The 14,370-nt window shown below is 62.5% G+C and carries 14 protein-coding genes; 12 read left to right on the plus strand and 2 right to left on the minus strand.

The window, feature by feature from the left end:
* Positions 1–49: 49 nt before the first annotated feature.
* Positions 50–2,803, minus strand: coding sequence for a response regulator (locus SNL23_RS01350; RefSeq protein ID WP_076015054.1), 2,754 nt, complete (start codon positions 2,801–2,803; stop codon positions 50–52).
* Positions 2,804–3,008: 205 nt separating this feature from the next.
* Here SNL23_RS01350 and SNL23_RS01355 point away from each other — a divergent pair, with 205 nt between their 5' ends.
* On the plus strand, positions 3,009–3,737 hold the full coding sequence (locus SNL23_RS01355) for a response regulator transcription factor (protein WP_076015055.1): 729 nt from the start codon (positions 3,009–3,011) through the stop codon (positions 3,735–3,737).
* The gene (locus SNL23_RS01360; RefSeq protein WP_318301395.1) at positions 3,724–5,094 is read left to right on the plus strand and encodes a sensor histidine kinase; all 1,371 of its coding nucleotides are present in this window, start codon (positions 3,724–3,726) and stop codon (positions 5,092–5,094) included. Before SNL23_RS01355 ends, SNL23_RS01360 begins: the two co-directional genes overlap by 14 nt.
* 3 nt (positions 5,095–5,097) lie before the next feature.
* Here SNL23_RS01360 and SNL23_RS01365 read toward each other — a convergent pair whose 3' ends face one another.
* Positions 5,098–5,613, minus strand: coding sequence for a DUF2062 domain-containing protein (locus SNL23_RS01365; protein WP_076015057.1), 516 nt, complete (start codon positions 5,611–5,613; stop codon positions 5,098–5,100).
* Between the two features lie 147 nt (positions 5,614–5,760).
* Here SNL23_RS01365 and SNL23_RS01370 point away from each other — a divergent pair, with 147 nt between their 5' ends.
* From SNL23_RS01370 to SNL23_RS01415, 10 genes are all read left to right on the plus strand, one after another.
* Positions 5,761–8,052: a DNA internalization-related competence protein ComEC/Rec2 gene (locus tag SNL23_RS01370; protein WP_318301412.1), complete on the plus strand. Its 2,292-nt coding sequence runs from the start codon at positions 5,761–5,763 to the stop codon at positions 8,050–8,052.
* 31 nt (positions 8,053–8,083) lie between these two features.
* Entirely contained in the window at positions 8,084–8,719 is a 636-nt protein-coding gene (locus tag SNL23_RS01375) for a MotA/TolQ/ExbB proton channel family protein (protein ID WP_063033914.1), read from the plus strand.
* Positions 8,716–9,144 (plus strand): ExbD/TolR family protein, encoded by a 429-nt coding sequence (locus SNL23_RS01380; protein ID WP_004371361.1) that lies wholly within the window; start codon positions 8,716–8,718, stop codon positions 9,142–9,144. Before SNL23_RS01375 ends, SNL23_RS01380 begins: the two co-directional genes overlap by 4 nt.
* The gene (lpxK, locus tag SNL23_RS01385) at positions 9,144–10,154 is read left to right on the plus strand and encodes a tetraacyldisaccharide 4'-kinase (protein ID WP_318301396.1); all 1,011 of its coding nucleotides are present in this window, start codon (positions 9,144–9,146) and stop codon (positions 10,152–10,154) included. The genes SNL23_RS01380 and lpxK overlap by 1 nt, the downstream gene beginning before the upstream one ends.
* 24 nt (positions 10,155–10,178) lie before the next feature.
* Complete coding sequence (locus SNL23_RS01390; RefSeq protein WP_003174668.1) at positions 10,179–10,364, plus strand: Trm112 family protein; 186 nt, start codon at positions 10,179–10,181, stop codon at positions 10,362–10,364.
* On the plus strand, positions 10,361–11,125 hold the full coding sequence (kdsB, locus tag SNL23_RS01395) for a 3-deoxy-manno-octulosonate cytidylyltransferase (protein WP_318301397.1): 765 nt from the start codon (positions 10,361–10,363) through the stop codon (positions 11,123–11,125). Before SNL23_RS01390 ends, kdsB begins: the two co-directional genes overlap by 4 nt.
* Entirely contained in the window at positions 11,125–11,589 is a 465-nt protein-coding gene (locus SNL23_RS01400; protein WP_010165863.1) for a low molecular weight protein-tyrosine-phosphatase, read from the plus strand. Before kdsB ends, SNL23_RS01400 begins: the two co-directional genes overlap by 1 nt.
* Positions 11,586–12,605 carry a UDP-N-acetylmuramate dehydrogenase gene (gene murB / locus SNL23_RS01405; protein WP_318301398.1) on the plus strand — a complete coding sequence of 340 codons (1,020 nt, stop codon included), beginning with the start codon at positions 11,586–11,588 and terminating at the stop codon, positions 12,603–12,605. Before SNL23_RS01400 ends, murB begins: the two co-directional genes overlap by 4 nt.
* A 150-nt stretch (positions 12,606–12,755) precedes the next feature.
* Entirely contained in the window at positions 12,756–13,742 is a 987-nt protein-coding gene (locus SNL23_RS01410) for an XdhC family protein (RefSeq protein WP_076015062.1), read from the plus strand.
* Positions 13,739–14,326 (plus strand): nucleotidyltransferase family protein, encoded by a 588-nt coding sequence (locus SNL23_RS01415; RefSeq protein ID WP_318301399.1) that lies wholly within the window; start codon positions 13,739–13,741, stop codon positions 14,324–14,326. Before SNL23_RS01410 ends, SNL23_RS01415 begins: the two co-directional genes overlap by 4 nt.
* Positions 14,327–14,370 lie beyond the last annotated feature (44 nt).

Here is a 14,370-nt window from a genome sequence, read left to right on the forward strand (position 1 = left end):
ACAAGCGCCCTAGCCACAGCAAGCTCCCTCGCCACATTGCCCCGAAAGTTTACGCGCTGACCCGCGCCTCGCTGGCCAGCCGGGCAATCGCCATGTCCAGTTCATCCAGGGCCGGCATGGCCTTGGCGTCGTCCTGTTTGAGCAGGGTCTCGGCCCGTTGGCAGGCCGCACGCAGTTGCGGCACGCCGCAATACCGGGTGGCGCCGTGCAAGCGGTGCACCCGCTCGATCAGGGCGTTGCGGTCGTTGGCGTCCCGGGCGACGCGAATCGCTTCACGGTCGGCTTCAAGGGAAGCCAGCAGCATCGCCAGCATGTCCGCCGCCAGATCCGCCTTGCCGGCCGCCAGGCGCAAACCTTCTTCGTGGTCCAGCACCGGCAATTGCGCGGCGTGCCCGAAACTTTCGGTACCACGGTCCGGGCCTTGGTTGCGCAGGGCCAGCCCGGTCCATTTCAACACCACCTGGGCCAGTTGCCGCTCGCTGATGGGTTTGGTCAGGTAGTCATCCATGCCGCTTTGCAGCAGGGCGCGTTTTTCGTTGGCCATCGCATGGGCCGTCAGCGCGACGATGGGCAGCGGCGTGCCATGGCGTTCGCTTTCCCACGTGCGGATCGCCTCGGTGCTCTGGCGGCCGTCCATCCCGGGCATCTGCACGTCCATCAGCACCAGGTCGAAGGCTTCCTGCTTTACCGCTTCGATGGCCGAGTAACCGCTTTCCACCGCCTGGACCTTGGCGCCCATGTCTTCCAGCAGGGTTTGCACCAGCAGCAGGTTGGCCGGGTTGTCGTCGACACACAGCACCCGTGGTGCGCGGCTGGACAGTGGCTCGCCGGGTTCGCTGCGCAACGGGCGCGGGCTGATCAGGTCGGCCAGGGCGCGGCGCAGTTTGCGGGTGCAGGCGGGTTTGGCCTGCAACTGGCTATTGGGGTTGGGCACCGACTGGTTGAACAGCAGCTGTTCGGTGGTCGGGCACAGCACTAGCACCTTGCAGCCCAAGTGCTCAAGGTCCCACAGGTGTTGGTTCAAACGCTCCGGCGGGATATCGTTGGCGGTGATGCCCAGCACCGCCAGGTCAATGGCCTGTTCGGTCTGGTGGGCGCTGGTGATGCCGTTGGTCAGGCTTTCCAGGCTGTTGAACGGCGTGACTTCCAGGCCGCAGTCTTCCAACTGATGTTGCAGGGCCTGGCGCGCCAGCTCGTGGTTTTCCAGCACGGCCACGCGCCGGCCCAGCAGCGGCGCGGAGGGTAGGTCTTCGATATCGTCACGGGTTTTTGGCAGGTTCAGGCTGATCCAGAATTCCGAGCCTTCTCCCGGCGTGCTGTCGACGCCAATCTCACCGCCCATCTGTTCGATCAGGCGCTTGGAAATCACCAGCCCAAGGCCGGTGCCACCGGGTTGGCGTGACAACGAATTGTCCGCCTGGCTGAATGCCTGGAACAGCGCCCGTACATCCTGGTTCGACAGGCCGATGCCGGTGTCCTGCACGCTGATGCGCAGTTGCACGCTGTCTTCCTGTTCGTCTTCAATCATGGCGCGGGCAACGATAGTGCCTTCGCGGGTGAACTTGATCGCGTTGCTCACCAGGTTTGTGAGGATCTGTTTGAGCCGCAGCGGGTCACCCACCAGCGACAGCGGCGTATCGCGATAGACCAGGCTCACCAGCTCCAGCTGTTTGGCGTGGGCGGCCGGGGCGAGGATGGTCAGGGTGTCTTGCAGCAAGTCCCGCAGGTTGAACGGGATGCTGTCGAGCACCAGCTTGCCGGCCTCGATTTTCGAGAAGTCGAGGATTTCGTTGATGATGCCCAACAGGTTGTCGGCGGATTTTTCAATGGTGCCCAGGTAATCCAGTTGGCGAGGCGACAGCTCGCTTTTCTGCAACAAATGGGTGAAGCCAAGGATGCCATTCAGCGGCGTGCGGATCTCATGGCTCATGTTGGCCAAAAACTCCGACTTGATGCGGCTGGCTTCCAAGGCTTCCTTGCGAGCCAGGTCCAACTCGATGTTCTGGATCTCGATGGTTTCCAGGTTTTGCCGCACGTCTTCGGTGGCCTGGTCGATGCTGTGTTGCAATTCTTCCTGGGCGTTTTGCAGGGTCTCGGCCATGCGGTTGATGCCCGAGGCCAGGTGATCCAGTTCCTGGCTGCCCAGCGGTGGCAAGCGGGTTTCCAGGTTGCCGTCCTTGAGCTGCGCGACGGCCTGTTTGATCAAACCGATCGGTGAGTTGATCGTACGGCTGATGCGCAAGGCGAGGGCCGCGGTGCAGATCAGGCCGATGGCGATCAGCAGCAGGCTGGCGAACAGGCTGCGGTAACCGCGCAGCAGCATGCCGTTGTGGGACAGCTCCAGCTCGACCCAACCCAGCAGGCGGTCGGATTCGTCCGGGATCAGTTCGCCGGCGAGGTTGCGATGGCGGCCGAATACCGGCAGCAGATAGCGGGTTGCGTCATTACCGGTGCGCTGCAACAGGTGCGAGCTGTTGCCAATCGGCGGCTGGTTGAGCATGGTCGGGCCGGCGTGGGCCAGCGGTGTGCGGTCAGGCCCCAGGAACGACACGGCGCGTACGTCGGTTTGCTCCAGGGACTGGGTGGCGATTCGTTCCAGCAGGTCGGTGTTTTTGGTGCCCAGGGCCGGGGCGACCAAAGGTGCCAGTTGCTCGGCGATCATCTCGCCCCGTTGCAGCAACTGCGACTGCAACTCCGAGAGCTGCATCCAGGTGAAATAGCCGCCCAGCAGCAACGCCATCAGGCTGGTAGGCAATAAGGTCAGCAACAGTACGCGGCCTTTTATTCCCATTCTCGTAAGCACGCCACTCTCCTGCTACCACACTGTTGTCGAATTCCACGCAGGCATCCGGCCCGCGCCACCTGCGCAGTGTAGCCATTTGCGCGGCGTGGAATCTTGCAAAATTAATGACCTGCGGCAAACCGCGGGCCCCTGGACGCCCGACGGCAGTTGCTGTTGGGGGGCCGATCTTGAATAATCAGTCATTGAGAATGACTTGCAGACGCTAATGAATCCCGCATCACTTGGCTTACCCAGTATCCTGGCGATAGAAGACGATCCTGTGCTTGGCGCTTATGTCCATGAGCAGTTGGGCCGCTGTGGCTTCCAGGTGACCTGGTGCCAGAACGGCCAGCAGGGCCTGCAAATGGCCCGCGATCAACGCTTCGACGTGGTGTTGATGGATATTCTGTTGCCGGGCATGGACGGTTTGTCGGTGCTCACGCATTTGCGCCAGAGCCATTCGATCCCGGTGATCCTGATGTCGGCCCTGGGTGCTGAAGCCGACCGCATCAGCGGCTTTCGCCTGGGGGCGGACGATTACCTGCCCAAGCCGTTCAGCATGGCGGAGTTGCGGGTGCGCATCGAGGCGATCCTGCGCCGAGTCGCCCTGGATCGGCGGCCTTTGCCGGCCCTGGCGGCGGTGCGCGACGATGCCCGTAGCCTGCGTTTCGATGATGAGCGGTGTGATGTGTTTCACCGGGAGCAGTGGGCCGGCCTGACCCGCAGTGAATACCGTCTGCTGGAAACCCTGCACCGCAATGGCGAAGAAGTCCTCAGCAAGGCCTTCCTTTATCAGCATGTCTTTCAGCGCGGCTACGCGCCCCATGACCGCAGCCTGGACATGCACATCAGCCAGATTCGTCGCAAACTCAAGGCCATCGGCTACAGCGAGCGGGAAGTGCGCACGGTGTGGGGCAAGGGCTATGTGTTGAGCGGTCACGATGACGGGCTTTAAGGCCGCGCTCAAACGGCTGCCGGGCAAGCATTCGTTATTCTGGAAACTGGCCTGCCTGCTGATCGCGTTCTGCTTGCTGATGATCTGGCTCAGTTGGTCCTGGGGCCGGTACATGGAAGAGCAGAATGCTTTTCTGTCCAACGAAGCACGCGCCACGTTGAGCGGTTATGCAGCCGGTGCGGAACTGGCCTGGAACAAGGGCGGCAACGCCGGTGTGGACGAGTGGCTGCACACCCTGGGCCAGCGCGAGCGCACCTGGGTGGGCGTCATCGGTAACGACCTGCAATCCCTGAGCAGCTACCCGCTGACGGACAAGGAAAGCCAGCGCCTGACCTTCCTGCGTGGCCTGGACTGGCCTGTCAGCCGACATGCCAAGGGCTTGCCGTGGTTGAAAATCCCGTTCCCGCTCGACCCGGGCGCGGGATCCCTGGTGATCGAATTGCCACGGCGTTTCATGCCCGGGCAAAACCAGCTGTTCTGGCGCATCGTCACCAATGGCTTGATTCCCGGCCTGTTCACCCTGTTGCTCTGCATCGGCCTTTACCGGCTGTTGATCATGCCCCTCAACCACCTGCGGGAGCAGGCCAACGCCTGGCGCGCCGATCAACTGAGCACCCGGCTTTCCCGCGATACCACCAGCCGCCCGGATGAACTGGGGGAGTTGGGCCGTGCGTTTGACCAGATGTCGGAACGCCTGCAAGGCACCGTAGCCCTGCAACAGCAACTGCTGCGGGATTTGTCCCATGAGCTGCGCACACCACTGAGCCGTTTGCGCGTCGCCTGCGACAGCGAGCAAGACCTGACCCAACTGCGCGAGCGCCTGGGGAGGGAAATCGACGGCATGCAGCGCCTGGTGGAAGACACCCTGCAACTGGCCTGGCTCGATACTGAACGTGCGCCGCTGCCCAAGGAAGACATCCAGGTGCAGGCACTGTGGGACATGCTCCGGGAAAACGCCTGTTTTGAAAGTGGCTGGCCGGCTTCACGCTTGCAATGCGAGCTTGGGGCTGACTGCTGGGTGCGTGGCCATCTGAACCTGCTGGCCCAGGCATTGGAGAACATCCTGCGCAATGCCATCCGGCATTCTCCGCAAGACGGCACCGTGCAATTGGGCGGGCAACGTGAGGGTGATCACTGGCACTTGTGGCTGGAAGACCAGGGCGGCGGGATTGATGAGGTGGAGTTGGAGCGGATCTTTGCGCCATTCACCCGGCTGGACGGTTCACGGCCCGGCGACGGCGGTTTTGGCCTGGGCTTGAGCATTGCGCGCAACGCCGTGCAGCGCCAGGACGGCAACCTGTGGGCGGAAAATACCGGCCTGGGACTGCGTGTACATATGCGCTTGCTCGCCCGCTGACGCCTACAATCTACGCTGTTTGCGTTTTCTCCATTGGCGCGCCACCCACCAGCGCCAATAGCCCATGGTCAGGCAATAGCCCAGCGCCGCCATCACCAACCCCAATACAACAGAGCCCAGCAGGAAAGGTTGCCACAGCGTCGATAATTGCCCGCTGATCCATTCCCAGGTCAGCTCGTCGGGCATGCTGCGGGGCGGCACATTCATCAGCCAGGCCCCGGTCATATAGGTGCAGAAGAACACCGGCGGCATGGTGATCGGGTTGGTCAGCCACACCAGGCTGACGGCAATCGGCATATTGCCGCGCACGCTGATGGCGAGGATTGCCGCCAGCAGCATCTGCAAGGGAATGGGGATAAATGCCGCGAACAGACCAACGGCCATCGCCCGCGCGACCGAGTGCCGATTGAGGTGCCAGAGATTCGGGTCATGCAGCAATTTGCCGAGAAAGCGTAAGGATTTGTGTTCCCGGATGCTGGTCGGATCGGGCATGTACCGTTTGAATAAGCGCCGTGGCATAAGGGGTCCAGGTCAGTTCGAGGGGCAAGTATGCCCGCATTCTACGAACGGGAAATTCAGACTTTGTGACAAATAATAATAGGCCGCATCGGGAGCCCGACTAAGACTCAATGGGTCGCTTTCAAGGAACGATCCATGAGAACAGGGATGTTCGCACTCGCGCTGGGGCTGCTCGCCTTGCGCTTTTTACCCGCGTTGCCGTCCAGCGGCTGGCTGCTGTTGATGCCGGTGCTGGCCCTGATGCTGTTGCCTTTTCGTACCTATCCGCTGGCGTTTTTCCTGCTCGGGCTGGGCTGGGCGTGCCTCAGTGCGCAGTGGGCGCTGGATGACCGGTTGGCCGCGCGTCTGGATGGCCAGACCCGTTGGGTGGAGGGGCGTGTTACCGGGTTACCGCAGCAGACAGGTGACGGTGTGCGTTTCGAACTGGCCGACAGCCGGTCACGCAAGGACCTGCTTCCGAAGCGTATTCGGCTGTCCTGGCGAGGCGGGCCGCCGGTTCAGAGCGGTGAGCGCTGGCGGTTGGCCGTCACCCTCAAGCGTCCGTCCGGTTTGCTCAATGCCGGTGGTTTTGACTATGAAGCCTGGCTGCTGGCGCAGCGGGTCGGCGCCACCGGTTCGGTCAAGGACGGCCAGAAGCTGGCGCCCGCGCGGCATGCCTGGCGCGACGGAATTCGCCAGCGGCTGTTGGCGGTGGATGCCCAAGGGCGAGAGGCGGGCCTGGCGGCGCTGGTGCTCGGGGATGGTTCCGGGCTGGCCGCCGAGGATTGGCGGATTCTGCAAGACACCGGCACCGTGCACTTATTGGTGATTTCCGGGCAGCACATCGGGCTACTGGCAGGGTTGATCTATGGCCTGGTCGCCGGTCTGGCCCGCTACGGGTGCTGGCCGAAACCCTTGCCGTGGCTGCCTTGGGGCTGCGGCCTGGCATTTGCCGCCGCGCTGGGCTACGGCTTGCTGGCGGGTTTCGAGGTGCCTGTGCAACGGGCCTGCGTGATGGTGGGATTGGTGTTGCTGTGGCGCCTGCGGTTTCGTCACCTGGGGATTTGGTGGCCGCTGTTGCTGGCACTCAATGCCGTGTTGATCCTCGAACCGCTGGCCAGCCTGCAACCGGGGTTCTGGCTGTCCTTTGCGGCGGTGGCGGTGCTGATCCTGGCGTTCAGTGGCCGGCTGGGTCCCTGGCGTGCCTGGCAGGCCTGGACTCGGGCCCAGTGGTTGATTGCCATCGGTTTGTTTCCGTTGCTGCTGGTGCTCGGTTTGCCCATCAGCCTGAGCGGGCCGCTGGCCAACCTGGTTGCGGTGCCGTGGATCAGCCTGGTGGTGTTGCCCTTGGCCTTGCTGGGTACGGTGTTACTGCCGCTGCCTTATATAGGTGAGGGATTGTTATGGCTGGCCGGCGGCACGCTGGATTGGCTGTTCAAGGCTCTGGCGTTGCTGGCGCAGTACTTGCCGGCCTGGATGCCGGCGCAAGTGCCCGTTGGCTATTGGCTGGTGAGCCTGCTGGGGGCGGTGCTGTTGTTGCTGCCCAAGGGCATCCCGTTTCGCCTGCTGGGCTGGCCGATGTTGCTGCTGGCGGTGTTTCCGCCTCGGGAATCGGTGCCCCTCGGGCAAGTGGATGTGGTGCAACTGGATGTAGGCCAGGGTTTGTCGATCATCCTGCGTACCCGCAACCACGTTCTGCTCTATGACGCCGGGCCGCGCTCCGGTGAGTTTGATCTCGGCGCTCGCGTCGTGCTGCCTGCGCTGCGCAAGCTGGGGGTTGCGGGGCTGGACGTGATGCTGCTCAGTCATGCCGATGCCGATCATGCCGGCGGTGCGTTGGCCGTTGCTCAAGGGTTGCCGATCAAACGTGTGGTAGGGGGTGAGACAAAGCGGCTGCCAGCGGCTCTCGGTACGCAAGCCTGTGTCAGTGGCGAGCGGTGGGAATGGGATGGCGTGACGTTCGAGCTATGGCAATGGCCGGATGCGACGGACGGTAATCAGATGTCCTGTGTGTTGCTGGTGCAGGCCAATGGCGAACGGTTGTTGCTGACCGGTGATATTGACCGTGACGCCGAGCGGGCATTACTGGCCACGCCCCTGGGTGCTCCTGTCGATTGGCTGCAAGCGCCGCACCATGGCAGCCGCACCTCGTCGTCATGGCCGTTTCTACAGCGCCTCGCCCCCAAGGCTGTGTTGATTTCCCGTGGCCGCAGCAATGCCTTCGGCCATCCGCATCCCCAGGTGATGGCGCGTTATCAAGCCTTGGGCAGCCTGATTTATGACAGTGCCGAACAAGGCGCGCTCCGCCTGCAACTGGGCACTTTCCAGCCGCCGGAGGCCGCGCGCAGCCAGCGGCGTTTCTGGCGTGAGCCTGCGCCGCAAAACAGAGTTACCAAAGACCGGCCCCTGCGACAGGATGCTCTGGGGCAGGTCAGCCCTTCCGCCAAACCCTTATGGTAAAGTGGCGCACTTTTTCGAGGGGACATTCACTGTGTGGGAATTGGTCAAATCCGGCGGCTGGATGATGTTGCCGATCATTTTGAGTTCCATCGCCGCACTCGGCATCATCGCCGAACGCCTGTGGACCCTGCGTGCCAGCCGTGTAACACCTGACCACCTGCTGGGCCAGGTCTGGGGCTGGATCAAGAACAAGCAACTGGACAAGGCAAAACTCAAGGAGCTGCGCGCCAACTCGCCCCTGGGTGAAATCCTCGCCGCCGGCCTCGCCAACTCCAAGCATGGTCGCGAGATCATGAAGGAATGCATCGAAGAGGCCGCCGCCCGGGTCATCCACGAGCTGGAGCGCTACATCAATGCCCTGGGTACGATTGCCGCCATGGCGCCGTTGCTCGGTTTGCTCGGTACGGTGCTGGGCATGATCGATATTTTCAGCTCCTTCATGGGCTCGGGCATGACTACCAACGCCGCCGTGCTGGCCGGTGGTATTTCCAAGGCCTTGATCACCACGGCGGCGGGCCTGATGGTCGGTATTCCTTCGGTGTTCTTCCACCGTTTCCTGCAACGGCGCATCGATGAGCTGGTGGTGGGCATGGAGCAGGAAGCCATCAAGTTGGTGGAAGTGGTGCAGGGCGACCGTGACGTGGACCTGGTTGAGGGCAAAGCGTGAAATTTCGCCGCAAGCAACGGGAAAACGTCGATATCAACCTGGCGTCGTTGATTGACGTGGTGTTTATCCTGCTGCTGTTTTTTGTCGTCACCACCACCTTTACCCGGGAAACCCAACTGCGCGTCGACCTGCCGGAAGCCGTCAGCGGCTCTCCGGCGGAAGACCAGCAGGCCAAGCAACTGGACATCGCCATCAGCGCCGATGGCGTGTTCTCGGTCAATAATCAGTTGCTGGAGAAAAACGACCTGGCCAGCCTGATGGAGGCGTTGCAGAAAGAGTCCGGTGGCGACACTAACTTGCCACTGTCCATCAGCGCCGACGGCAACACCAAGCACCAGGCCGTGATCACTGCGATGGACGCTGCCGGCAAGCTCGGTTTCAGCCATTTGCGCATGACCACCGTCGAGGCGGCGAGCCAACCCTGATGGCCATCACCGATCGTTTGCTCAAGGCCTGGTACGAAGGCCATCCGGCGCTCGCGTTGTTGCGGCCGCTGGAATCCCTCTATCGCCGGGTAGTGCAGCGCAAACGCGCGCGATTCCTGGCGGGCGAGGGCGAGATCTACCAGTCGCCGGTGCCGGTCGTGGTCGTCGGTAATATCACCGTTGGCGGCACCGGCAAGACCCCCTTGATTCTTTGGCTGATCGACCATTGCCAGCGCAGCGGTTTGCGCGTCGGTGTGGTCAGTCGTGGCTATGGCGCCAAGCCGCCAGCGTTTCCATGGCGCGTCGAAGCCAGTCACAGCGCGGCGGTGGCGGGGGATGAACCCTTGTTGATCGTGCAACGCAGCGGCGTGCCACTGATGATCGACCCGGACCGCAGCCGCGCCGTAAAGGCGTTGCTGGCCAGCGAAACCCTGGACCTGATTCTCTCCGACGACGGTCTGCAACATTACCGCCTGGCCCGCGACCTGGAACTGGTACTGATTGATGCCGCCCGAGGGCTTGGCAATCGTCGCTGCCTGCCGGCGGGCCCATTGCGCGAACCAGTCGAGCGTTTGCACAGCGTCGATGCGCTGCTTTATAACGGCGCCGGTTCAGACCGTGAGGACGGCTTTGCCTTCCGTCTGCTGCCCACTGCGCTGGTCAATCTGCACAGCGGCGAGCGTAAACCCGTCGATCATTTTCCGGTGGGGCAGCAGGTGCATGCGGTGGCTGGCATTGGCAACCCGCAGCGTTTCTTCAATACCCTTGAAACGCTACACTGGCGCCCAATACCCCATGCTTTTGCCGACCACGCGCCCTACAGCGCCGAGGTCTTGAATTTCACACCGGCACTGCCGTTGGTCATGACTGAAAAGGACGCGGTGAAGTGCCGCGCCTTTGCCAGGCCCGACTGGTGGTACCTTGCGGTGGACGCGGCACCGTCACCGGCGTTTACCGCCTGGTTCGACACGCAGTTGATGCGCTTGCTGCCCGCTCGCCTTTTGCCTTAAAACGCTGCTCTCCAGGACATACTCATGGACACCAAACTGCTCGATATCCTCGCTTGCCCGATCTGCAAAGGTCCGCTCAAGCTCAGCGCCGACAAAACCGAGCTGATCAGCAAGGGCGCCGGCCTTGCGTACCCGATCCGTGATGGCATTCCGGTAATGCTTGAAAGCGAAGCCCGCACCCTGACCACCGACGAGCGCCTGGATAAATGACCACCGCCTTCACCGTTGTCATCCCGTCCCGCTATGCGTCAACCCGCCTGCCCGGCAAACCGCTGCAGCTGATCGGCAACAAGCCGATGATCCAGCTGGTGTGGGAACAGGCCTGCAAAAGCAGCGCCGAACGGGTGGTGGTGGCCACCGATGATCCGCGCATCATCGAGGCCTGCAAAAGCTTTGGCGCCGAAGCGGTGCTGACCCGTGAAGACCACAATTCCGGCACCGACCGCCTGGCCGAAGTGGCCACCAAGCTGGGGCTGGCGGCGGACGCCATCGTGGTCAACGTCCAAGGTGACGAGCCGTTGATTCCGCCCAGCGTGATCGACCAGGTGGCGGCCAACCTGGCAGCCCATGGCGAAGCCCGCATGGCAACCCTGGCCGAGCCGATTGAAGACATCCAGACCCTGCTCAACCCCAACGTGGTGAAAGTGGTCAGTGACATCAATGGCCTGGCGCTGACCTTCAGCCGCTCCACATTGCCGTGGGCGCGGGATGCATTCGCCAAGCAACCCGACGTGTTGCCGGCGGGCGTGCCTTACCGCCGCCACATCGGCATCTACGCCTACCGCGCCGGGTTCCTGCATGACTTCGTCAGATGGGGCCCGTGCTGGCTGGAAAACACCGAATCCCTGGAACAACTGCGTGCCCTGTGGCACGGCGTGCGCATTCATGTGGGCGATGCCCTGGAAGCGCCGCCGGCCGGTGTCGACACGCCAGAAGACCTCGAGCGCGTCCGTCGCCTGCTGGGGGCCTGATGCAGGTTCTGTTCGTCTGCCTGGGCAATATCTGCCGTTCACCTACGGCAGAAGGTGTGTTGCGCCACAAACTGCGTGAAGCCGGCCTGGCTGATCAGGTTGAAGTGGCCTCCGCGGGTACCGGTGAATGGCACGTTGGCAATCCACCGGACAAGCGCAGCCAGCGGGCGGCGCTGCAACGGGGTTACGACTTGTCGGCCCAGCGTGCACAACAAGTGTCGCGTGCCGACTTTTCCCGCTACGACCTGATCCTCGCCATGGACCAGAGCAACCTGCGCAACCTCAAGGCCATGCAGCCAGCACAGGGCAAGGCGGACCTGGACTTGTTCCTGCGCCGTTACGATTCGGTGGTGGATGAAGTGCCGGACCCGTACTACGAAGGCGACCAGGGCTTCGAAACCGTACTCGACCTGATCGAGCGCGCGTGTGACCTGTTGGTGATTGAATTGAAGGGCCGGTTATGACATTGCAGGTACAGGCACAGGTCTCGCTCAAACCGTTCAACAGCTTTGGCATCGACGTGCGTGCCCGGCTGTTCGCCGAGGCCCGCAACGACGCCGACGTGCATGAGGCCTTGGCCTACGCCGCCGAACAACAACTGCCGTTGCTGGTGATTGGAGGTGGCAGCAATTTGTTGCTGACCCAGGACATCGACGCACTGGTGTTGCGCATGGCCAGCCAGGGCATTCGGGTCGTGCAAGACGATGGCGTCCAGGTGGTGGTTGAAGCCGAAGCCGGCGAAGCCTGGCATCCGTTTGTACTGTGGACCTTGGCCCAGGGCTTTTCCGGCCTGGAGAACCTCAGCCTGATCCCCGGCACGGTCGGCGCCGCACCGATGCAGAACATCGGCGCCTACGGTGTGGAGATCAAGGACGTGTTCGCCGGCCTGACCGCCCTTGATCGCCAGACCGGCGAACTGCGGGATTTCAGCCTGGCCGAATGCAACTTTGCCTACCGCGACAGCCTGTTCAAGCACGAAGTCGGGCGCTGGCTGATCCTGCGGGTACGTTTTGCCTTGAGTCGTGCCGTGCACCTGAAGCTTGAATACGGGCCGGTGCAACAGCGCCTGACCGAGCTAGGCATTACGCAGGCCACTCCCAGCGATGTCAGTCAGGCGATTTGCAGCATCCGTAGCGAGAAACTGCCCGATCCGGCGGTGCTCGGCAATGCCGGCAGCTTCTTCAAGAACCCGCTGGTGTCCCAGGCGCTGGCTGCCGAGTTGCAGCTGCAATACCCGGACCTGGTGGCTTACCCCCAGGCGGACGGGCAGATGAAACTGGCCGCTGGCTGGCTGATCGACAAGGCGGGATGGAAGGGTTTTCGCGATGGCGATGCTGGCGTGCATCGCTTGCAGGCGCTGGTGTTGGTTAACTATGGCGCGGCCACCGGCCAGGAGATTGCGGGGCTCGCGCTACGCATCCAGCAGGACATCGAAAAGCGTTTCCAGGTTGTGCTGGAAATGGAGCCCAACCGCTATTGAACTAAGCTGGTTTTTTGACGCACCAAGCCCTGCATTGCGGGGCTTTTTTATTGCTGCTGAGTTAACTTAGCTGACTACCGATATTTTTTATCAACTCATAGATGCTGTTTATCAAAACCAGCTACGTGTTTGGCAGGAGGCGAAGGCCTGATGGACAGTGTTGATCTGAATGTATTGCGCAGCGTGCTGGAATGGCGCCGCGCCGGGCAGCGGGTGGTGCTCTACAGCGTGGTTCAGACCTGGGGCAGCGCTCCACGGCCGCCGGGGGCGATGCTGGCCTTGCGCGGCGACGGCGTGGTGATTGGCTCGGTGTCTGGCGGCTGTATCGAGGACGACTTGATCGCCCGCTTGCAGGATGGTCGGCTGCCTGATGACGGGCCGCCGGTGCAGCTTGTGACGTATGGCGTCACCCGCGACGAAGCGGCGCGTTTTGGTCTGCCGTGCGGCGGCACCTTGCGCCTGACCGAAGAGCGGGTGGGTGATCCAGGTTGGGTCGCTGAATTGCTGGCGCGTTGCGAGGCGCATGAGATTGTCGCCCGTGAGTTGGACCTGGCCACCGGTGAAGTGGTGTTGAGCGGTGCGAGCAAGACCGACGTGGTCAGCTTCGATGGCAAGCGTTTGCGGGCGATTTATGGCCCGCGCTGGCGTCTGCTGCTGATCGGCGCCGGCCAGCTGTCACGCTATGTGGCAGAAATGGCCCGGCTGCTGGATTTCGAAGTGCTGATCTGCGACCCGCGCCAGGAGTTTGTCTATGGCTGGGAAGAGCAGCACGGGCGTTTTGTGCCGGGCATGCCCGATGAAGCCGTGCTGAATATCCAGACCGATGAACGCACCGCGATTGTCGCGCTCACCCATGACCCGCGCCTGGATGACATGGCGCTGCTGACGGCCCTCAATTCCAAGGCGTTCTACATTGGCGCCCTGGGCTCGCGGGTCAACAGCCAGAAGCGCCGGGAAAACCTCGCGGCGCTGGGGTTGAGTACGGACGCCATTGCGCGGCTGCATGGGCCGATTGGCCTGCATATCGGTAGCCATACGCCAGCGGAGATCGCCCTGTCGTTGATGGCGGAAATCGTCGCCATCAAGAACGGGATTGATCTGTTGCAGAAAAAGCCGTTGCAGGCTGCGGTCAGTTGACGAGCATCACCGCGATCATCCTGGCGGCGGGGCAGGGCAGTCGTTTTCGGGCTGAGGCCGGGGCGAATCAGGATAAGTTGCTGGCGCCCTGCATGGGCCGGGATGGCGTCACGCGGCCGGTGATCGAACAGGTATTGGTGAATTTGCCGGCGGTGGTTACCAGGCGCTGGGTGGTGACGTCACCGGATCGCACCGAAGTCATTCGGCTGGCGCAGTTGCATGGCTGTGAAGTGCTCTTGCTGTGCTCGCCTGGAATGGGTGACAGCATCGCGGCTGCAGTGGCGGCTAGCGGCACGTCCGATGGCTGGCTGGTGGTGCTGGGGGATATGCCGTTCATCCTGCCTGCGAGTATCGAGCAGGTGATGGCAGGCCTTGAGATCGATGGTATCAGCGTCCCGGTGCATGCCGGTCAGTATGGGCATCCTGTGGGGTTTGGCCGTTCATTCGGCCCAGCCTTGATGGCGCTGAAGGGAGATCGTGGAGCAAAGCCATTGTTTGCCCAGGCTTCGGTGCAGGAAGTGGCAGTCGATGATCCCGGCGTGTTGTGGGATGTGGATGTGCCGGCGTTGTTGAACTACCACTAGCGGATAGCGCAGGCATAAAAAAGCCCCGCCTGATCACTCAGGCG

The sequence above is a fragment of the Pseudomonas sp. SED1 genome, assembly GCF_034044025.1.
Taxonomy (GTDB): domain Bacteria; phylum Pseudomonadota; class Gammaproteobacteria; order Pseudomonadales; family Pseudomonadaceae; genus Aquipseudomonas.

Excerpts from the sequence above, each read along its gene's own strand:
- SNL23_RS01355 (WP_076015055.1), top strand. The coding sequence starts at position 3,009 with ATGAATCCCGCATCACTTGGCTTACCCAGTATCCTGGCGATAGAAGAC.
- SNL23_RS01360 (WP_318301395.1), top strand. The coding sequence starts at position 3,724 with ATGACGGGCTTTAAGGCCGCGCTCAAACGGCTGCCGGGCAAGCATTCG.
- SNL23_RS01365 (WP_076015057.1), bottom strand. The coding sequence starts at position 5,613 with ATGCCACGGCGCTTATTCAAACGGTACATGCCCGATCCGACCAGCATC.
- SNL23_RS01370 (WP_318301412.1), top strand. The coding sequence starts at position 5,761 with ATGTTCGCACTCGCGCTGGGGCTGCTCGCCTTGCGCTTTTTACCCGCG.
- lpxK (WP_318301396.1), top strand. The coding sequence starts at position 9,144 with ATGGCCATCACCGATCGTTTGCTCAAGGCCTGGTACGAAGGCCATCCG.
- SNL23_RS01390 (WP_003174668.1), top strand. The coding sequence starts at position 10,179 with ATGGACACCAAACTGCTCGATATCCTCGCTTGCCCGATCTGCAAAGGT.
- kdsB (WP_318301397.1), top strand. The coding sequence starts at position 10,361 with ATGACCACCGCCTTCACCGTTGTCATCCCGTCCCGCTATGCGTCAACC.
- SNL23_RS01400 (WP_010165863.1), top strand. The coding sequence starts at position 11,125 with ATGCAGGTTCTGTTCGTCTGCCTGGGCAATATCTGCCGTTCACCTACG.
- murB (WP_318301398.1), top strand. The coding sequence starts at position 11,586 with ATGACATTGCAGGTACAGGCACAGGTCTCGCTCAAACCGTTCAACAGC.
- SNL23_RS01410 (WP_076015062.1), top strand. The coding sequence starts at position 12,756 with ATGGACAGTGTTGATCTGAATGTATTGCGCAGCGTGCTGGAATGGCGC.